General features: G+C 71.5%; 17 protein-coding genes. 8 read left to right on the plus strand and 9 right to left on the minus strand.

Features of this window, described 5'->3' with window-relative positions; all coding sequences use genetic code 11:
- Positions 1 to 494: 494 nt before the first annotated feature.
- Genes moaC through EDD30_RS19865 form a run of 4 tightly spaced genes read left to right on the plus strand, consistent with a single transcriptional unit; the run spans position 495 to position 3101 of the window.
- Positions 495 to 968, plus strand: a complete 474-nt coding sequence (gene moaC / locus EDD30_RS19850) for a cyclic pyranopterin monophosphate synthase MoaC (RefSeq protein WP_394328294.1) — start codon at positions 495 to 497, stop codon at positions 966 to 968.
- Entirely contained in the window at positions 965 to 1450 is a 486-nt protein-coding gene (locus tag EDD30_RS19855) for a MogA/MoaB family molybdenum cofactor biosynthesis protein (protein WP_071807874.1), read from the plus strand. The genes moaC and EDD30_RS19855 overlap by 4 nt, the downstream gene beginning before the upstream one ends.
- On the plus strand, positions 1447 to 2673 hold the full coding sequence (locus EDD30_RS19860) for a molybdopterin molybdotransferase MoeA (protein WP_071807875.1): 1227 nt from the start codon (positions 1447 to 1449) through the stop codon (positions 2671 to 2673). The genes EDD30_RS19855 and EDD30_RS19860 overlap by 4 nt, the downstream gene beginning before the upstream one ends.
- Positions 2670 to 3101, plus strand: coding sequence for a molybdenum cofactor biosynthesis protein MoaE (locus EDD30_RS19865; protein ID WP_071807876.1), 432 nt, complete (start codon positions 2670 to 2672; stop codon positions 3099 to 3101). The genes EDD30_RS19860 and EDD30_RS19865 overlap by 4 nt, the downstream gene beginning before the upstream one ends.
- Here the strand turns inward: EDD30_RS19865 and EDD30_RS19870 are convergent.
- Positions 3088 to 4437, minus strand: coding sequence for a glycosyltransferase 87 family protein (locus EDD30_RS19870; RefSeq protein ID WP_071807877.1), 1350 nt, complete (start codon positions 4435 to 4437; stop codon positions 3088 to 3090). The two genes, EDD30_RS19865 and EDD30_RS19870, sit on opposite strands and share 14 nt — an antisense overlap.
- A 116-nt stretch (positions 4438 to 4553) precedes the next feature.
- Positions 4554 to 5129, minus strand: coding sequence for a DoxX family protein (locus EDD30_RS19875; protein WP_071807878.1), 576 nt, complete (start codon positions 5127 to 5129; stop codon positions 4554 to 4556).
- Between the two features lie 57 nt (positions 5130 to 5186).
- On the opposite strand from EDD30_RS19875, the gene EDD30_RS19880 reads away from it, so the two are divergent.
- On the plus strand, positions 5187 to 5666 hold the full coding sequence (locus EDD30_RS19880; RefSeq protein ID WP_071807879.1) for a GNAT family N-acetyltransferase: 480 nt from the start codon (positions 5187 to 5189) through the stop codon (positions 5664 to 5666).
- Here the strand turns inward: EDD30_RS19880 and EDD30_RS19885 are convergent.
- Positions 5663 to 6865, minus strand: coding sequence for an ATP-binding protein (locus EDD30_RS19885; protein WP_071807880.1), 1203 nt, complete (start codon positions 6863 to 6865; stop codon positions 5663 to 5665). The two genes, EDD30_RS19880 and EDD30_RS19885, sit on opposite strands and share 4 nt — an antisense overlap.
- Positions 6866 to 6909: 44 nt before the next feature.
- Complete coding sequence (locus EDD30_RS19890) at positions 6910 to 7581, minus strand: LppU/SCO3897 family protein (RefSeq protein WP_084556915.1); 672 nt, start codon at positions 7579 to 7581, stop codon at positions 6910 to 6912.
- Between the two features lie 177 nt (positions 7582 to 7758).
- Between EDD30_RS19890 and EDD30_RS19895 the strand changes: the two genes are divergently transcribed.
- Complete coding sequence (locus tag EDD30_RS19895) at positions 7759 to 8460, plus strand: prepilin peptidase (RefSeq protein ID WP_071807881.1); 702 nt, start codon at positions 7759 to 7761, stop codon at positions 8458 to 8460.
- Here the strand turns inward: EDD30_RS19895 and EDD30_RS19900 are convergent.
- From EDD30_RS19900 to EDD30_RS19920, 5 genes are all read right to left on the minus strand, one after another.
- A complete protein-coding gene (locus EDD30_RS19900) occupies positions 8457 to 11645 on the minus strand; it encodes a UvrD-helicase domain-containing protein (RefSeq protein ID WP_123678825.1) in 3189 nt (1062 codons plus the stop codon). The two genes, EDD30_RS19895 and EDD30_RS19900, sit on opposite strands and share 4 nt — an antisense overlap.
- A 301-nt stretch (positions 11646 to 11946) precedes the next feature.
- The gene (locus tag EDD30_RS19905) at positions 11947 to 13398 is read right to left on the minus strand and encodes a metallophosphoesterase (RefSeq protein ID WP_071805588.1); all 1452 of its coding nucleotides are present in this window, start codon (positions 13396 to 13398) and stop codon (positions 11947 to 11949) included.
- Between the two features lie 2 nt (positions 13399 to 13400).
- Complete coding sequence (locus EDD30_RS19910; RefSeq protein ID WP_071805586.1) at positions 13401 to 13661, minus strand: MoaD/ThiS family protein; 261 nt, start codon at positions 13659 to 13661, stop codon at positions 13401 to 13403.
- Between the two features lie 2 nt (positions 13662 to 13663).
- Positions 13664 to 14722, minus strand: a complete 1059-nt coding sequence (gene moaA / locus EDD30_RS19915; RefSeq protein ID WP_244945321.1) for a GTP 3',8-cyclase MoaA — start codon at positions 14720 to 14722, stop codon at positions 13664 to 13666.
- A 579-nt stretch (positions 14723 to 15301) separates the two neighbouring features.
- Positions 15302 to 16183 (minus strand): fructosamine kinase family protein, encoded by an 882-nt coding sequence (locus EDD30_RS19920; protein WP_071805584.1) that lies wholly within the window; start codon positions 16181 to 16183, stop codon positions 15302 to 15304.
- A 71-nt stretch (positions 16184 to 16254) separates the two neighbouring features.
- Between EDD30_RS19920 and EDD30_RS19925 the strand changes: the two genes are divergently transcribed.
- Together EDD30_RS19925 and EDD30_RS39930 are read left to right on the plus strand one after the other, a co-directional pair.
- On the plus strand, positions 16255 to 16743 hold the full coding sequence (locus EDD30_RS19925) for a GNAT family N-acetyltransferase (protein ID WP_244945322.1): 489 nt from the start codon (positions 16255 to 16257) through the stop codon (positions 16741 to 16743).
- A gap of 163 nt (positions 16744 to 16906) precedes the next feature.
- Positions 16907 to 18667 (plus strand): DUF4192 family protein, encoded by a 1761-nt coding sequence (locus EDD30_RS39930; protein WP_211277790.1) that lies wholly within the window; start codon positions 16907 to 16909, stop codon positions 18665 to 18667.
- Positions 18668 to 18795 lie beyond the last annotated feature (128 nt).

The raw sequence follows: 18795 nt of genomic DNA on the forward strand, positions 1-18795 counted from the left end.
GCCCCAGTCGTACTCACGCATCGCGAACCTCCGTTTTCAGGAATGGAGAACCGTTCCCCCGTGCGATCGACTCCGAGTGAATCCAGCTCCATCTCGGTTCCGTTTCGTAGGCAACAGATTAGGAACCGAACGGCGCTTGCGGAAGAATGATTTGTCGGTCGTTTCATGAATTGCTAGGTTGGAGCGCTTTATACCAAATCTGTGACGGAATGCTGACGCTCCGCATTCGGCGCGTCCCCTGTTTCAGCGACTATCAAACACCTGGAATGTCCTGCTGCCGGCGTCGCTATCGGTAACGAATGTTACGACTCTTCGGATGAAGGGGCCGAAAACCTAAAGCGTGCTATGGACCAATTCACCGCGTAGAACGGATTGCGAAACCAAATGGCTACGGAAAGTAGAGGTGCGCTGACGGGCTGCCCATGCCGGGCGCGGCGAATGTGAAGACCATCCCGTCGGTGGATACTCTGGCCCTTGTGACGAACGCAGCGAAAATGACTCATGTCGACGCCGACGGGGCGGCCCGGATGGTCGACGTATCGGCGAAAACCGTGACCGTCCGCCGGGCCGTCGCCGCCGGCCGGCTGGTCACCACGCCGGAGGTCGTAGCCCTGCTGCGCGGCGACGGCCTCCCCAAGGGCGACGCCCTCGCCGTCGCCCGCCTCGCCGGAATCCTGGGCGCTAAACGGACACCCGATCTGGTGCCGCTGTGTCACCCGATCGGGCTGCACAGCGTCACGGTGGACCTCGCGATCACCGACACCGGGGTGGACATCGTCGCCACCACGAAGACCGCCGACCGCACGGGTGTCGAGATGGAGGCGCTCACCGCGGTGGCCACGGCCGGGCTCGCCCTGATCGACATGGTCAAGGCCGTCGACCCGGCGGCGAGCATCGAGGCCATCCGGGTCCTGCGCAAAGAGGGCGGCAAGACCGGAGAGTGGGTACGCCCGGAGGACCGCCCGTGATCCGCGCCCGGGTGATCGTCGCCTCCAACCGGGCCGCCGCCGGCGTCTACCAGGACACCAGCGGACCTCTGCTCGTCGCGGGTCTCGCCGATCTCGGGTGCCAGGTCGATCCGGCGCCGGTCGTGGTGAGCGACGGACCGCCGGTCGCCGAGGCGCTGCGCGCGGCGCTCGCCGACGGGATCGACGTCGTGCTGACCAGCGGCGGTACCGGCGTCACGCCCACCGACCGGACGCCCGAGGCAACCCGTCCGCTGCTCGACTTCGAGGTTCCCGGCATCGCCGAGGCGATCCGCGCGTACAGCCGGGACAAGGTGCCGGCCGCCGCGCTGTCCCGGGGGCTCGCCGGGGTCTCCGGCCGCACGCTGATCGTCAACCTGCCGGGGTCCACCGGCGGCGCCCGCGACGGGCTGGCCGTGCTGGGCCCGATCCTGGCCCATGCGGTGGAGCAGATCCGCGGCGGCGACCATAGGCTGCACCGATGAGCGCGCAGAGCATGCCGATCGACTGGGACAAGGCTCGCACCCTGGTGTACGAGGCGGGCCGGGCGGCGGCGGGACCGGCGGAGTCGGTGCCGCTGAGCGCCGCGGACGGTCGTACGCTCGCGGAGCCTCTGGTGGCCCTCACCGATCTGCCTGCCTTCCCGACCTCGAGCATCGACGGATGGGCGGTGCGCGGCAGTGCGCCGTGGCGACCGGTCGGCCGGGTCCTGGCCGGCGGCACGCCTCGGCCGCTCGCCGAGGACGGCACCTGCGTCGAGATCGCCACCGGCGCCATGGTCCCGCAGGGTGCCGAGGCGCTGGTCCGGGTCGAGGAGTCCACGAGGGACGCCGAAGGCCTGGTCGCCGGGACACCGCGCCCCCAGCCGGAGTGGCGCCTACCCGGCGAGGAGGCGCGGAGGGGCGAGGAACTGCTGCCGGCCGGCACGCCGGTCGACCCCGCGGTGCTCGGCATGGCGGCCACCTGCGGCTACGACACGGTTCCCGTACGCCCGACGCCCCGCGCCGCGCTTCTCGTCTTCGGCGACGAGCTGTTGACCAGTGGACCGCCGGGCGAGGGGCGGGTCCGTGACTCGTTGAGCCCCCTGGTCCCGGCCTGGTTGCGCCGCGCCGGGGCCACAGTGGACCCCGGCGCGATCCAGGGCCCGGTGCGCGACACCCTCGACGCCCACGTCGAGGCGATCCGGCACGGGCTGTCCGTCGCCGACGTGGTCTGCACCACGGGCGGCACCATGCACGGTCCCGTCGATCACCTTCATCCCGCCCTCGCCGCCCTCGGCGCCGAGTACGTGGTGAACACGGTCGCCGTGCGCCCGGGTTTTCCGATGCTGCTCGCCCGCCTGACCGGCCCCGACGGACGCCCGCGGTTCCTCGCCGGGCTACCGGGCAACCCGCAGTCCGCGGTCATCGCGCTGGTGTCCCTGGTGGCACCGCTCCTCGCCGGCCTGCACGGACGTGAGCTGCCGGCGCTCCCGCGGGTGGAGCTGACCGCGGACGTCCCGGGTCGTGGCGGCTTCACCCACCTGGCGCTCGCGGTCCTGGACGCCGACGGCCGGCGGGCCACGGCGGTCGGGCATGCCGGCTCGGCCATGCTGCGGGGCCTGGCCCGGGCGCACGGCTTCGTCGTCGTCCGCCCGGAGCAGCGGGCCGCGGCCGGCGACCTCGTCCCGTTCCTGCCCCTGCCGCTGTCGCCCGGAGAACGCCCATGACCAGTTTGGACACCGTACGGATCGCCGAGGTCGGCGACGTCGCCCTGGACCTGGCGGCGCACGAGAGGGCCGTCGCCGATCCCCGGGCGGGCGCGGTCGTCTCCTTCCAGGGCGTCGTCCGCGACCACGATCACGGCCGGGGCGTGACGCTGCTCGAGTACGAGGGACATCCGAGCGCCGCCGCGGTGCTTCGCGAGGTGGCGGACGAGATCGCCGCCGACCCGGACGTGTACGCGGTCGCCGTCTCCCACCGGGTGGGCACCCTGCGGATCGGCGACGTGGCGCTGGTGGCCGCGGTGAGTACGGCGCATCGGGCGGCGGCGTTCGCGGCCTGCGCCCGGCTGGTCGACGAGGCGAAGGCCCGGCTGCCGATCTGGAAGCGCCAGGTCTTCACCGACGGCACCGAGGAATGGGTCAACTGCCCCTGACGAGGGGCTCCCGTGGCGGGGGGATGGTCATCGCCCGGCGGCTCGCGCGACGGCGCTCCCAGCGGTCGACCGGCACGGCCGGCGCCGCTCCGGGCCGCCACGGCAGGGCGTTGACCAGCAGGATCAGGGCCAGCGCGTAGGAGTTGCGCGACACCGGGTCGGCGAAGCTGCCCATCGGCGCGAGCACCACCAGCAGGTAGACCGACCCGGCGGCCACGGCCAGGCCGGCGCCGGGATGCCGCGGACGGCCCGGCAGCGAGCGCCGCGCCGAGGCGCGCCGCCGGGCGGCCGCGTCGACGAGGACCAGCACGGCCGGCAACAGCCACACCAGCTCGTGCGTGTCGGTGACCGGGCCGACGATCGCCGCGGTCAGCCCGACCAGGGTGAAGGCCGTGATCTCGTCCCCGTCGGCGTGCGCCGACCGGGCGCGGATCAGCCCGACCGCGACCAGCAGCAGCGAGAACGAGAACCAGAGCAGGACCGGCGTGGTGGCCGAGTCGTACAGCCGGGCGAGCACGCCGGCCAGGGACTGGTTGGCCGGAGCATCCACCGGTCCGGTCCGGTCGATGCGCCACAGCACCTCGCCGAACCAGGCCGCCGTCTCATGCCGCGCGATCAGCGCGGCGGTCACCGCGGCCGTGACGGCCGTGCCGACGGCGGTCAGCGCCGCCCGCCACTGCCTGGTGACGGCGAGGTACGCGAGGAAGAGGACCGGGCTCACCGTCAGCGCCGTCGCGAGCCCCACGCCCGCCCCGGCCCAGCCGCCATCGGTCCACATGCGGCGCGGCCACGGTTCCGGTGCCGCTCCCGAGGGCCACCAGCGCGCCCGGCTGCGGGCCCACGCACTGCGGCGCAGCGCCACGATGTCGGCGGTGAGGAGACCGAAGGCCAGCAGATCCAGCGTGCCGAGGCCGAGCGCGGCACGGACCGGCTCGGCGGTCAGCGCCAGGGCGCCGGCCGCGAGCACCACCGGCCACGGCCGGCGGCCGTAGCGGCGGGCGACCGGGCCGGCCAGCACGATCAGGGCCAGGGCGAGTGCGGCGACCCCGGCGAGGGCGAGCGACCACCCCGCGACGGCGAGCGGCAGGAGCGCGGCGGGCGCGACGAGCAGCGCGGCGAACGGCGGCAGGGCGGTGCCGAGGTGGCTGCCGGCGGCGCGGTACGCGTACAGCCAGTCGTCGCCCAGCCAGCTCATCGCGGCCTCGCGGTCGAGGGCGAGTCCGCTGAACCCGTACCGTTGGGCGATCGTGGTCATCGCGGCCAGCAGGCCGAGGCAGGCGAGGGCGACCATGACGGACCGGGAGGTCGCGGGGCGCGCCGGTGTCATCGCGGGCATGCCCCACCCCCCGTGGCTCATCCGCTCGGTGCTCTGCGTGCTTAACGCCGGGACGGCCCGTTTGGTGATTGAGCTCTTGATGTGGGATGCATCCGCCGGGCGGGCCCCGCAGGCGGCTATCCGGGCAGCTTGCGGGCGGCGGTGGCAGAGAGGGCGGCGATCTTCGCCTCGCGCCTCGCCGTCCGCATCGCCCGCCGCGCGGACCGCTGCGAGCGTTCGACCGCGTGACTCACCGAGCGCTGCGAGCGACCGATCGCGTGCGTGGTCCGGTACTTGAGGCCGGGCTTGCCCTGGGTGTCGACCGCCGCGAGCAGCAGGCCGCCGAGCAGCCCCAGGTTCTTGAGGAAGTGGATCTGGTGCTGCTCGCGCTCGGGCTGCGGCATGGTCCAGAACGAGTGCCCCGCGACGGTGGTCGGGACCAGCCCGGCGGCGAGCACCGCGGCGGCCGGGCGGGTGAACCGTCCGGTGGCCAGCAGCAGCCCGGCGGCGACGTCGCTGCCGGCCTTGAGCCGGACCAGGGCGCGCGCGTCGCTCGGCAGGCGCGGATCCAGCTTCTCGATCATCGGTCCGACCTTGTCGGTCACCCGCTTGGCGGTGGCGACCTTGGAGTCGGGGTTGAGCACGATGCGGGCTCCGCTGACGACGAAGATGGCACCGAGCATGGCACGGGCGGCGGCGCGTACGGGCTTCATAGCACCGTTATACCCGCGTTGTCCGATGCCCAACTCGTGGCTGACTAGGGTGCCTACATGAATCTTCGAGTCGAGCGCCCGGGCGACGCCGGTCCCGTCTGGGCGGTGCTGACCGCGGCCTTCGAGACCGACGCGGAAGCGCGGCTGGTCGACAGCCTCCGGGACACCGACGCGTGGCTGCCCGGCATGTCCGTGCTTGCCGAGGAGGAGGGTCGGGTTGTCGCGTACGCCCTGCTCAGCCGGATCACGGTGGGCGCGGAGCCGGCGCTGGCCCTCGGACCGGTCGCCGTGCTGCCGAGCGAGCAGCGGCGCGGCCTCGGTGCGGCGGTGATCTCCCAGGGACTCCGGCTGGCTACCGCCGCCGGCGAGCGGCTCGTGCTAGTGCTCGGCGATCCCGCCTACTACCGGCGTTTCGGGTTCGTGCCGGCGGCGCCGTACGGAATCCACAGCCCGTGGTCCGGCCTCGGCGACGCCTGGCAGCTCCTGGTCCTGAGGGACGTCGAGGCCCGCTACCCGGCGCCCTGGCACGAGCTCTAAGGCTGAGTACGCAGGTAGCGGCCGAAGTGCGGCACCGTGAACGCGACCGTGCCGCGCTCTCCCGAGTAGATGAGCCCCTTCTTGATCAAGGCGTCCCGCGCGGGTGACAGGCTCGCCGGTCGGCGGGAGAGCGACGCCGCGATGTCCGAGGTGGGCACCGCCGCGTCCATGTCGTGGCCACCCTCGCCGGACAGCGCCGCCATCGCCCGCATGTACTCCCGTTCCGCCGGGGTCGCGCGCTCGAAGCGGGAGCCGAAGAAGCCCACGGCGAGCTCGGCCTCGGCCTCCGGCGCGGCGACCCGGACGTCCTCGGCGGTCACCGGGGAGGTCGGCGCGTGGTCCCACGTCGCCTTTCCGTACGCCTGGACGAAGTACGGATATCCGCCCGACTTCTCGTAGAGCAGGTCCAGCGCCTCGGCGTCGTAATCGACGTCCTCGCGTGCCGCCGGGGCGCACAGCGCCAGGTCCGCCGCGATGCGGTCGAGCCGGTCGATGCGCTGGTAGCGGAACAGCCGCTCGGAATACGACTTCGCGGCGGACAGCACGGCGGGCAGGTGCGGCAGGCCGGCGCCGACCACGATCAGCGGCGCGCCGAGCTGCGACAGCTCGTGACAGGCGGCGCAGAGCGCGGACACGTCCGCCGGGCCGAGGTCCTGCATCTCGTCGATGAACAGGGCGATGCCCGTGCCGACGTCGGTGGCCAGCGACGCGGCGTCGGTGAAGAGCTCGACCAGATCGATCTCGATGTCGCCGGAGTCGGCGCGGCCCCGCGCCGCCGGCACGTCGATGCCGGGCGTCCACCGGTCGCGCAGCTTGGCGTTCGCGTCGTTGGCGCGCAAGGCGAACGCCTTGAGTACCGCGAGCACCTCGTCGACCCGGTCGGGATTGCGGTGGTGCGGGGTCAGCTCCCGGATCGCCATGTGCAGGGCGGCCGAGACCGGACGGCGCAGCGACTGGTCCGGCCGTGCCTCGATCTTCCCGGTGCCCCAGAGCCGGCCGATCGCCGCCGACCGCAGGGTGTTGAGCAGCACCGTCTTGCCGACGCCGCGCAGGCCGGTGAGGACGAGGCTGCGCTCGGGCCGGCCGCGGGCCACCCGTTCCAGGACGACGTCGAAGGCGTCCAGCTCGCGGCCGCGTCCGGCCAGTTCGGGTGGGCGCTGGCCGGCGCCGGGTGCGTACGGGTTCCGGACCGGATCCACGGATAGCACCGTATCAAGCTCTCTAGCGAATTAGCTAGAAAGCGCTAGTCGGCCCCATACTCGCGGAGACAGAGCACGAAGTCGAGGCTGTCCAGCTCGCTGTCGTAGAAGTACCACTTGGTGTACTTGGCGACCTTTCCGCACTTGTCCTCGGCGTCCGCCTCGCCGGTCGTACGGCCGTCGACCCGCTTGAGCACCTCGTAGGTACCGCTCGCACACTCGACGATCTTCAGATCCGGACGGTCGTCGGCGTTGCCCTGGTTGCGGACGCACTGGCCCTTGCGGACGAAGCGGGCGTCCTCACTGGTCTTCGGCTCCGGAGCCGCGACCTGACTGGTCGCCGTGGCGGCCGGCACGGTCGGACTCTGCCCCACAACCGGCTTCTCGGCCCGGGACACGAGCACGGCGGTCGTGCCCAGCCCACCGCAGATCAGCAGGCCCAGCACCACGACCAGAGCGACGATCGGCGCGTTACGCCGCTTCTTCGGCAGCGGCAACTGCGGCGGCTGCTGCTGCTGCCAGGCCGGCGGCGGCGTGCCGGGGTAGGACGGCTGCGGGTAGGACGGCACCGACGTCGACTGTTCACCCCAACCGGGCGACGCGGCGGTCTCCGCCTCACCCCAGGGATCGGACGGTTCCGTGTACGGCTCGTCGGACCCCGACGAGCCGCCGGTCGGCGGCCAGCCCTGGCCGGGGTACGGGCCGTTCTGCGACATCGGGATTTCCTCCAGGCGGGATTCGCTGTACGCCACCGTAGCGTGGACAGTCGTGGCGCTCCCTCCCGCGCCAAGCGCGCCTACCCATGCTCAACGGCCCGGGCAGGAGGTCGCGGTCCGCGACTGTCGGCAACAAGACGCGCGGGACCGCCTTCACCGCGGATACCGTTGCGCCCCATGTCCGATGCGGTGACCGTCTGCGCGGCCGTCTTCGGCGCGGCCACGGCCGCCTTCCTCCCCCGCGTCGCGGACCGTCTCGCGGTGCCGCGAGGCACACCGCCGCGGTCCACCTGCGCCGACTGCGCCGAGCCCTACCCCGATTGGGTACGCGCCGGAGCGACCTGCGCCTGCGCCGGCCGACCGGTCTGGACAGTCCTCGTCGGTGCGCTGACGGCTACCCTCCTCGGTGTCACGATCGGCCCGACCTTGCTGCTGCCGGTCCTGCTGCCGGCCGCGGTCCTCGGCCTCCTGCTCGCGATGATCGACCTACGCTGCCGGCGCCTGCCCGACCCGCTGGTGGCCGCGCTCGCGGCCGGCACGGCGCTCCCGCTCGGCGCCGGGGCGCTGATCGCCGGGGAGCCGGAGCGGCTCGGACGGGCCGGGGTGGCGGCGGTGCTGTGCGGGGCGGCGTACCTGATCATCGCTCTGCTGCCCGGCCGCGGCCTGGGCCTGGGCGACGTCAAGCTGGCGACCGTCCTGGGCTTCGTCCTCGGCTTCGCCGGGTGGCCGGCGGTGGCGGCCGGCCTGGCGGCGGCGCACCTCATCAACGGCCCGGTGGCGCTCGCCCTGCTGCTCACCCGCCGCGCGACCCGAGACACCGCGCTGCCGTTCGGACCGGCCCTCCTGGCCGGAGCCCTGATCGGCGTGACGCTCGCCTAGAGCAGGCGCAACTGCCGGTCCTTCGGGCGCGCCGGGACGGTGTCGCCCATGCGCTCGAACAGGCCCGCGTCGATCGCGTCCAGGAACGGCGTCGGCGACTGCTCCCGCTCGCGGCCGTGCCGGAAGCGCCGGGCCGCGTGGCTGATGTAGAGCCGGTCCTGCGCCCGCGTGAGGCCCACGAAGAAGAGCCGGCGCTCCTCGGCGGTGTCGTCGTCCGACGGCGTCGTGCCCGGCCAGCGCAGTGGCAGCAGCCCGTCCTCGCAACCGACGAGGAACACCACCGGGAACTCGAGGCCCTTCGCCGCGTGCAGGGTGAGCAGGTTGACCGCCTCCGCCCGCGGATCCAGGGCGTCCACCTCCGCGCCGGTGGCGATCTCCTGCAGGAAGCGCGGCAGGTCGTCGCCGAGCCGTTGGGCTAGCGGAATGAGCAGGTCGGCCGCCGTCCAGATGTCCTCCGGGGCGAGCTGCTCGGCGTCGAGCGTCGGCGCGGCATACCGCTGGGCCAGCAGCGTCGCGCCGGCCCTGACGCGCGTCGCGAGCGAACCGGCCGGGCCGTCCGCGTGACGCAGCTCCCGCGCGATCACCTGCACCCCCGGGCGGTCCCGCAGCCGGTTGTGCGAGCGCTTCTGCACGGGTACGCCCGCACGCGACAGCGCGTCCACCACGGCCTGGGCCTGCGAGTCGGTGCGGTAGAGCACCGCGATGTCCGAGAAGGACAGCGTCTGCGGAGTCACCGCGCGCGAGTCCACCCGGCCCGAGTCGAGCGAGCGGTGCGACAGCCCACCGACCAGTTCGTCCACCGTACGCACGACGAAATCGGCCTCGTCCGCCACGCTGGCGGCGAAGTACCGCCCGACCAGCGGCGACTCCGGATTGACCCGGGCCGGATCCAGCCGCCGGCCGCTGACCAGCGAGGTCGGCGCGATCGCCTGCACCGCGGCGGCGAGGATCGGCGCGGAAGAGCGGTAGTTGCGGGTGAGCCGCACCAGCCGGGCATCGGTGAAGTCCTCGGCGAAGCGCAGGAAGTAGCCGACGTCCGCGCCCCGGAAGGAGTAGATCGCCTGGTCGGGGTCGCCGATCGCGCACAGGTTGCCGTCCGCGGGGCTCAGCAGCCGCAGCAGCTCGTACTGGGTGTCGTCGACGTCCTGGTACTCGTCCACGAAGATCCACTGCCACTGCCGCCGGTACTTCTCGACCAGCGCGGTATCGTCGCGCAGCAGCGCCACCGGCACCGTGAGCAGGTCGTCGAGATCGACCAGATCCTGCTGACGCAGCAGCTTCGTGTACGCCGCGTCGTCGTCCCCCGCCTGCTCCCGGGCCGCCGCCCGCTCGGCGTCGTCGGCGATCCGCCACCCGGCGCCCAGCCCGGCCGCCTTCGCGTTCTCCCGCAGGATGGTCAGGCCGACCGAGTGGAAGGTGCCGACGGTGATGTCCTCGGCGACATCGCCCATCAGCGCGTCGAGCCGGGCCCGCATCTCCTCGGCCGCCCGCCGGGTGAAGGTGATCGCCAGGCAGCGGTGCGGAAAGACATTCATCTCGGCACACAGGTACGCGATCCGGTGGGTCAGCGTCCGCGTCTTGCCGGTGCCCGGCCCCGCCACGATGAGCAGCGGTCCCCCGGGCGCCGACGCGGCCACCCGCTGCATCGCGTCCAGCCGGTCGAGCAGCCCGGTGCCGACCTCCTCCATGCCGGCGAGCATCGGCTCGAACGGCTCGTGCGGCGACGCCGGCGGCTGGATCGGCGGCGCCTTCTTCCGGACCGGCTCGGCCTTCGGCACGGGCGCGCGCCCGATGGCCGGCTCGGTCCTGCGCTGCTGCGGCACCGGCACCGGCACCATGTCGAACAGGGTCTCGGCCTGCGGGGCGTTCTGCTTGGTGCGCAGCTCACCCGGCTCGAAGAGGGTGATGACGCCGTACTCGCCGTCGTAGCCCGCGATGCGCCGCACGTCGCCACGCCGCAACCGGGTGATCGCCTCCCGCAGGTTCTCCCCGCCGTGCCGACCGATCTCGTCGACCGGCACCTTGCGCAGGATGTCCAGCTCGGGACCGAGGGCCGCCACCAGGTGGTTCAACTGCCCCTCGACGGTCTTGGACTTCGGACCCATACCGTTGATCTCGCCGACGATCTCGGCGAGCTGGATGAGATGCTCGACGGTCTGCGGCCGGGCGGGTGCGGTGTCGCGGTCGGCCAGGTCCTCGACCCGGCTCAGCACGCCGACGGTCAGCGGCTTGCCGCACTCGGGGCAACGGCCACCGGCCTGGCGGGTACGCGCCGGCTCCCAGTTCACCCCGCACGCCCGATGCCCGTCGGCGTGGTACTTGCCCTCCTCCGGGAAGAACTCGATCGTGCCGGCGAGGCTTTCTCCCTGCTTGACCGCAAAGTAGTCCGGCGTGCCGGTGAAGAGCGTGGCCTCCCGGGCGAGCGCGGCGGGCGAGTGCGCATCCGAGTTGGAGACCAGCCGGTAGCGGTCGAGGCTGGAGACCCGCAAGTTCATCTCCGGGTCGGAGGAGAGCCCGGTCTCGACGGCGGTGATGTGCTCGGCGAGGTCGGCGTAGCAGTCGGCGATCGCGTCGAAGCCGGACTTGGAGCCGAGCGCCGAGAACCAGGGCGTCCAGATGTGCGCCGGCACCAGATAGCCGTCCGGGCTGGCCTCCAGCACGATCTCCAGCAGATCCCGCGAGTCGAGCCCGAGAATGGGCCGGCCGTCGGCGGTCAGGTTCCCGATCCGCCCCAGCGCGGCGTTGAAGCGCGCGGCGGCGTCGAGGTCGGGCAGGTAGACGAGGTGGTGCACCTTCCGCGTACGGTCATCGCGCTTGTAGATCGTGGAGATCTCGACACTGAGCATGAACCGGGCGGGGCTGGTGCCCTGCAGCGTGCCGGGAAGGCGGCGGGTGACGTCCTGCTCGGCCTCGGGGCTCAGCCGGAAGAGGCCGGGAGCGGTGTCGGGACGCAGGTTCTCCCGCAGGTGGTCGAACCAGGCGGGATGGGTGAAGTCACCGGTGCCCAGCAGGGCGATGCCCTTACGGCGGGCCCACCAGGCCAGGTTGGGAAGGGTGAGGTCACGGCTGCAGGCACGCGAATACCGAGAGTGGATGTGGAGATCCGCGACGTACGTGTCCGCGACGTCCGTGTCCGCGGCAACCGAGGACCCTGCGCTGTCCGAGGGCACGCTGCATCCTGTCATGGGCGCGCCGCGCGTCAGAAGCCGCCACGCGCGAAGTGACATAACCGATCCACGATTGATTCCTGGGGAGGTCGCTGCTGTGGCTCGGCGGATCGTTCTGAGATTCACTTCCAAGAGGTACGGCGGTCGCACTGAGTAACGGCGCCAGGCTTCAGGCCGGTCCGGACCTCTCCGCCCTGTCCTCTTCGTCCGGCCTTCCTCGGCTGGCCCTTTCCCGGTGGCCCTTTCCCGGCTGGCCTGAGCGTGGCTGGCCTGAGCGTGGCTGGCCTGAGCGTGGCTGGCCTTGTCGGCTTGGCTGGATCTAGGGGGTGCGGAGCTCGATGACGGTGACCTGCGGCGGCGCCCCCACCCGGACCGGCGGCCCCCAGAAGCCGGCGCCGTTGGTCACATACACCGGCACCCCGTCGACCTTGCCGAGCCCGCTCACCACCGGCTGTTCCAGCTTGACCAGCAGGTTGAAGGGAGCCATCTGTCCGCCATGCGTATGCCCGGAGACCTGGAGATCGACCCCGAACGGAGCGGCGTCCTTAGCGGCGATGGGTTGGTGCGCCATGAGGACGACCGGCCGCGCGGGATCCCGGTCACCGAGCGCCCGCTCGAAGTCGGGGCCGTCGCCCACGGCCTCGCCACCGAGATCGTTCACCCCGGCCAGGTCCAGCCCCGCCACCTCGAGCCGCTCATTACGCAACGGCCGGATCCCGAGCCGAGCCACCTCAGTGACCCACTCCGAGTAGCCGGAATAGTACTCATGGTTACCCGTGACGAAATACGCACCCCGTCGCGACCGAATCCCGGCCAGCGGCGCCGCGAACCGTCCGAGTTCACCCACGGACCCGTCGACCAGGTCCCCCACCACGCAGACGATGTCGGCGTCGACCGAGTTGATCAGCCGAACGATCCGCTCGGCGTGCCGTACCCCGGTCAGCGGCCCGAGATGGATGTCGGACACCACGGCGAGCCGGGTGCCATCCATGGCGCGCGGCAGCTTGGCCAAGGGAATCTGCACCCGGTCGAGCTGAGGGCCACCGAGCGCGGTCTTGACGCCGTAACCGGTAAGACCCGCGGCGGTGAGCCCGGCGAAGATGGCGGCACCACGCGCAAGCAGCAACCGCCGCTCGATCCCGGCCGCCCCGTCCTCCGAGGCAGTGTTCCCGCCGGCGTAGCCGCTGGTCGTGTCCTCAGGGCTGTGGGCGCTGGTCGCGTTGCCGGCGCTGGCCGTGGTCGCGTTCTCGGGGCCAACGGCGCCGCTCGTGGTCGCGTTCTCGCGGGCGGCCTTTCTGGTCGTGGTGGTGTTCCCGCGTGCGGGATCGCTGGTGGTGTCGACGTTCTCATGGGAGGAGCCGCTGGTGCCGGGACCGCTCACCGCGCTGTCCGGAGTTGCCGTCCCGGCTTCGGGTGTTGCGCCGGCCTCGGGTGTTGCGCCGGCCTCGGGTGTTGCGCCGGCCTCGGGTGTTGCGGCCTTCGAGCGGAGCCAGAGGTTGGCGACGAGGCGCGGTATCTCCAGGACCGCGAGGACTACCAGTAGGTAGAACATCAGCGCGACCCAGAGGTAACCGGGCCACGCGAGCCACTTCGCGGAGCCGGTCCGGACACCGATCAGAGTCGCAGGCACGAGGATCGCCAGCAGAACGGCGGCGATGCCGCCGGCACGGCGGGCACGGCCCTTGCGGAACGGATCGCGAACGAGGCGCTTCCAGAGGTAGAGGTGGATCAGGCCGACGACGACGATGATCAGCCCGACGAACCCGATCAAGCTCAACCCCCCGCGAACGGTGGCAGGACATCGACGGTCGCCCCGGCGGGAAGAGCCACCTGACGATCATGACAGGCGAGACCGTCGACCAGGAAGCTGGCGGTCTTGAGGACGAGGGCGAGCCGCTCGCCGTGGCGTTCGCTCAGCAGGACGGTGAGGTGGTCGAGCGAGGAGGCCGAGACGGTTTCTTCACGGGTATTCCCGGCGGCCGCCCGCGCGCCGGCGAAGTAACGGACCAGGACAGGCGGAGCGGTCGTGTCCATGTTCACCCGCCGATCGCGGACATCGGACGGGAGGGCTGCAGGAATGAGGGGTCGTCGATCCCGTGGCCGGCCCTCTTGCCCCACATGGCGGCACGCCAGGCGTCGGCGATCTCGTCGTCCGAGGCGTTGCCGCGGACGAGCCCACGCAGGTCCGTCTCGCCTGTGGCGAACAAGCAGTTACGCACCTGTCCATCGGCGGTCAACCGAGTGCGATCGCAATCGCCGCAGAAAGGCCTGGTGACGCTGCCGATGACTCCGACCCGAGCCGGATTGCCCGCCGCATCGAGGTAGCCCGGCACAAGCCAGGTCTCGGCCGGCGCTGTTCCACGTGAAACCGGATCCGCCTGAAGCCCGAAGGGCTCCAGCGCCTCCAGAATCGCCGCCGCAGTGACCATCTCGCGCCGCTCCCACCGATGCTGGGCGTCGAGCGGCATCTGCTCGATGAACCTCAACTGGTACCCGTGATCCAGCGCGAACCGCAGCAGTCCCGGCGCCTCGTCGTCATTGATGCCCCGCATCAACACGGTGTTGATCTTCACTGGAGTAAGCCCGGCGGCCGCCGCGCCGGCCAACCCCTTGAGCACGTCGGCATGGCGATCACGATGTGTGAGCTGCTCGAACCGAGCCGGAGACAGCGTGTCGAGCGATACATTCACCCGACCCAGGCCGGCGTCCCGCAATGGCCCCGCAAGACGCTCGAGGCCGATGCCGTTCGTGGTGATCGAGAGTTTCGGCCGCGGCCGAAGCGCTGCGGCGGCCGCCACGATGCCCACGAGCCCCCGCCGGATGAGCGGCTCACCGCCGGTGAACCGCACCTCGGTCACGCCCAGCCGCTCGACCGCGATCCGGATGAGCCGCCCCACCTCCTCATCGCTGAGCTGCTGCTCCCGCGGCATCCATGCGAGCCCCTCCTCGGGCATGCAATAGGTGCACCGCAGATTGCACCGATCGGTCAACGACACCCGAAGATCCGTGGCGACGCGCCCGAACCGGTCAGCAAGCAACCCACTCCCACGCACGGGATCCCGCGGCGGCACGATGGGCACGGCAAGCTCGGTCACTGGTCGAACGTAGCGCTTGCATACGACATTTGGCGTCGCCTGTACCGCACTGCGATACACCGCACGCCCCGCCACGCGCCGATTCGCCCTCTTGCCGTGTGGCGAGGGCCGCGCCCAAACCGCCCAAGCACCAGGTCACACCGGCTCCTTTGCGCTCCAAATGGCAACTCACCACCCACGCCAGGCGGCCCTGCCTTCCCTGTCCGGCGCCGAGAGCCGTTCACCTTTCCCTGCCGCCTCGCCCGGCTTGCTGATCGGGTATGCGGCGCTGGCGACCCGCCGGGCCTGGCGACCCGCCGCCCTCTCCCCGCGAGACCTTGGCGCTGAGCTTCGCCGCATGCGCGTGCCGGCCTCGTCTGGCCTGCGCGGAGCGGTGGTGCATGCGCGTGCCGCCTCGCTCGGCTTCCGCTGAGCGTCGCCGCATGCCCGTGCCGCCGCCTGCCCGAGGCTCACGGCATCTCCGCCCTGCGCATGGCGCCTCGTGCTCAGGACGGGCCCTCCGCGGACAGCCCTACGGCGAGGTCCCCGCGACGTGCCTATGGACATCGGCCATCGGTGACGCAGGCTTCAATCTCATCTCTAATGTCCGAGCAACGCGCCCGCCGCCGCGCGCACGGCCTCGCGGTATTGCTTCCCGAACGCCGCCGTATGCACCAGCAACAGATGAAGCTGATGCAGAGCGACCCGCTCGCGCCACCCCTCCCCCAACGGCCAGACCTCGTCATACGCCGAGATGACCGCGTCCAGGTGCGCCACCCCGCCGAACAACGCCAACTGCGCCAGGTCGGTCTCGCGATGCCCGCCATGAGCGGCGGGGTCCACGAGCCAGATCCGCCCGTCCGCTCCCCACAGCACGTTTCCCGGCCACAAGTCCCCGTGGATACGGGCGGGAGGTTCCTTCCCGCCGTACGTCTCGATCCCGGAAAGAACGCGCTCGACCAGCGTGACATCGGTCCCAGAGAGCGCACCGCGGTCAGCCGAGATCTTCAGGTACGGACGCATCCGCCGTTCCGCGAACCACTCCCCCCACGGACCCGCCGATGGCGTGTTGTCCTGGGGCAGCGGCCCGATGAACCCGGTCCACGCGGCCCCGAAGCTCTCCGCGCCGGCCCGGTGAAGGTCGGCCAGTTCACGGCCGAACCGCTCGGCGCCCGCCCGCGTCGGCGGACCGGAGTCCACCCATTCGAGTGCGAGCATCTTGTCGAGCGCGACGATGACCTCGGGAACCGGCACCGTGCCGGCCTCGCGCAGCCAATTCAGCCCCGCAGCCTCGGTCGCGAAAAAGTGCTCGGGTGGCTCGCCCGCAGGCCACGTCTTCGCGAACAGCGACGAGCCATCGTCCAAGGTCAGGCGCGATGCCCGGCAGACATCACCGCCTCCGACGGGTGTCTCCCGAATCCGCTGATGAGTCAGAAATGTCGGGAGATGCTGCGGGTGCGTGCGCAGATACGGCAGATCCACCGCCTTATCTTCCACTTCGGGTTACGGCGTGCCCGAATCGGAGTCAAAATGTCGGCATGACACCTGTCGCTGTGCGTTCGTACCGGCCGAGCGACCACAGTGCCGGCCGGCGCCTGTGGGCGGAATTGACGGCTCAGCACAACCAGATGTACGGCGATCCGTCCGATGACGGCGGAGCCGGCTTCGAGGAGTACCTGACCCGCCTTGACCTCGGCGGTCTCTGGGTCGCCGACCACGCCGACGACGGGGTGATCGGCCTGGTGGGCCTCATCATCCGGGGGCGCGCGGGTGAGGTCGAACCGGTGGTGGTGACCTCCTCGCACCGGCACAAAGGCGTCGGCCGCAAGCTGCTGCGGCATGTTGCGCAGGAAGCCAAGAAGCGCAACATGCAGGCTCTGACGATTTCCCCTTCCTCCCGCAACGTGGACGCCATCCGCAGCCTGCATGCGGCCGGCTACGACGTCGTGTCCTCGATCGAGTTGACGATGGATCTCGATCGCCATCCACACGACTGGCAGCAGGAAGGCCTGGAGCTGCACGAACTTCAATTCCGCTCCTAAGTCTCGACGGGCGGGAAGCGAGCCGCGCCGGCGGTGCTTCCGACGGATCGGCAGCATGGCATGCGAGCCGATCCGTCGTCCCGGTTATCCACAGCGCAGGGTTGTCCACAGGCTGCGGCTTCTGGCACGCGGCCCTCGGCCGTTCTCGGCCAATCTGCTCGCCATGACGAAGCTGAAAGTGCGCACCCCCGCCGATCTGATCGCGGCGGTGCCGTTCCTGATCGGGTTTCATCCGGCGGACAGCCTGGTCGTCGCCGCGGTGACGGGTGCCAAGCTCGCGTTCGCGGCCCGCATCGACCTGCCGGAGCCCGGCGTTCCCGACCTCGAGGCCCAGGCGCGGGTCCTGCACCTCGCCTCGCTCATCGTCGAGCAGTGGCCCGAAGCCATAGCCCTCATCGGGTACGGCGACAGCGACCGCGTCACACCATCGCTCCTCCACTTGTCCCAAGCTCTGACGAGCGCGGGCCTGCACATCATCGACGAGTTCCGTGTGGCCGACGGCCGTTACTGGTCGTACCGGTGCACCAAGCAGACCTGCTGTCCCGAGGACGGAAGGCCATGCGATCCGCCGGACAGCGTGGTGGCGGCGGAGGCGACCTTCGCGGGAGCGGTCGCCTTGCCCAGCCGCAAGGATCTGGAAGCACAGCTCGCGCCGGTGACCGGACCGGATCGCGAGGCCATGGATTCGGCGGACGAGCGAGCGCTGTCCCGGCTGCTCGACCTTCTTCCGCAGGCGCCGCTGCCGGACGACGGCGGGCTTCCGCAGGCGCCGCTGCCGCACGACGGCGGGACGGTGCTCTCGGCCGAGGAACGATGCCGGTCCGAGCGTCTGATCCTGCGGGCTGGCCGGACGGCGGTGCGTTCCGCGGAGCGGCGCTACCGCTCGGGTGGTCGGCTGTCTGACGACGAGGTGGCCTGGCTCGGCTATCTGCTTACCTCGATTCCGGTGCGCGACTATGCCTGGATCCGCAGCGGCACGGACGGCTGGCAGATTGCCCTCTGGTCGGACGTAGTACGCCGGGTCGCCCCTCAGCGGGTTCCGGCGCCGGCATCGCTGCTCGCCTTCATCGCGTGGCGCGCCAGCCGAGGCGCCCTGGCCGCCATCGCGGTGGAGCGTGCCCGGGAGGCCGACCCGCACTACGCGCTGGCCGAGACGATGAATGCCACGCTGTACGCGGCTGTCCCACCTTCAGCAGTAGCCGGCTGGCCGACTCCGACGGGCAGGCCCGCGCCGAAGGAGCCTGGTTACGCCTGCGCCGAGGAGGAAGGCCACCTTGCCGAGTCGGGTGACAGTCGTCCCAGCCATAACGAGCACGAGGCGGTCGCGAACGAGCACGAGGGGGTCGCGAACGAGCACGAGGCGGCTGCGAACGAGCACGAGGGGGTCGCGAACGAGCACGAGACGCCCCCGCACGCCCGGGCGCATGAAGCAGGCAGTGGTGAGCCCGACCGACCGCCGAAGCCGACTAGCGTCGCGACAGTTGCGACGGTGAGCCCTAGCGATCCGGCAATCCGGACGACGGAGCAGCTCGACGAGGTAGACCACGGGACGCTACCGACCGAGGCAGTTCAGAGGACATCGCCAGGGGCCGAGGCGGACCAGAAGGCGTTGCGAGGGGGCGAGGCCGAGCAGGGGACGCCGTCAGGGGCCGAGCCCGGGCAGGGGACGCCGTCAGGGGCCGAGGCCGAGCAGAGGACGCCGTCAGGGGGCAAGGCAAATCAGAGGATGGAGTCGGATAGAGGCGGGGCGGGTGCGGAGGGCGAGATGGCTGGACCCAGCTTTCGCGAGCCAGACTTCACCCCGCGTAAGACAAGGACAGTCCGCACCGAGGCGAGGTCATGCGGCCGACCGGCATGGACGGCCGGCCACAGGACCACCTCTGGCGGCACGGCTGGACGTCGTACCGTTCGCCGCCGGCGATGAGGCTGTCGAGGCCGTCCGGCTCAGAGTCGCCCGGTCTCCTGCCGTTCCGTGCCGACAGCGCGCGATGTGGGGTCGGCTCAGTCTTGCCTCAGCGCGTCGGCCCGGTCGGCGTGGACGTCCCCGGTCGG

Origin of the sequence: Couchioplanes caeruleus (assembly GCF_003751945.1) — a bacterium.
Classification (GTDB): domain Bacteria; phylum Actinomycetota; class Actinomycetes; order Mycobacteriales; family Micromonosporaceae; genus Actinoplanes; species Actinoplanes caeruleus.

What these genes read in the sequence shown, in the direction of transcription:
- moaC (WP_394328294.1), top strand. Translation starts at nt 495, where the DNA reads ATGACTCATGTCGACGCCGACGGGGCGGCCCGGATGGTCGACGTATCG.
- EDD30_RS19860 (WP_071807875.1), top strand. Translation starts at nt 1,447, where the DNA reads ATGAGCGCGCAGAGCATGCCGATCGACTGGGACAAGGCTCGCACCCTG.
- EDD30_RS19865 (WP_071807876.1), top strand. Translation starts at nt 2,670, where the DNA reads ATGACCAGTTTGGACACCGTACGGATCGCCGAGGTCGGCGACGTCGCC.
- EDD30_RS19870 (WP_071807877.1), bottom strand. Translation starts at nt 4,437, where the DNA reads ATGCCCGCGATGACACCGGCGCGCCCCGCGACCTCCCGGTCCGTCATG.
- EDD30_RS19875 (WP_071807878.1), bottom strand. Translation starts at nt 5,129, where the DNA reads ATGAAGCCCGTACGCGCCGCCGCCCGTGCCATGCTCGGTGCCATCTTC.
- EDD30_RS19880 (WP_071807879.1), top strand. Translation starts at nt 5,187, where the DNA reads ATGAATCTTCGAGTCGAGCGCCCGGGCGACGCCGGTCCCGTCTGGGCG.
- EDD30_RS19890 (WP_084556915.1), bottom strand. Translation starts at nt 7,581, where the DNA reads ATGTCGCAGAACGGCCCGTACCCCGGCCAGGGCTGGCCGCCGACCGGC.
- EDD30_RS19895 (WP_071807881.1), top strand. Translation starts at nt 7,759, where the DNA reads ATGTCCGATGCGGTGACCGTCTGCGCGGCCGTCTTCGGCGCGGCCACG.
- EDD30_RS19900 (WP_123678825.1), bottom strand. Translation starts at nt 11,645, where the DNA reads ATGACAGGATGCAGCGTGCCCTCGGACAGCGCAGGGTCCTCGGTTGCC.
- EDD30_RS19910 (WP_071805586.1), bottom strand. Translation starts at nt 13,661, where the DNA reads ATGGACACGACCGCTCCGCCTGTCCTGGTCCGTTACTTCGCCGGCGCG.
- EDD30_RS39930 (WP_211277790.1), top strand. Translation starts at nt 16,907, where the DNA reads ATGACGAAGCTGAAAGTGCGCACCCCCGCCGATCTGATCGCGGCGGTG.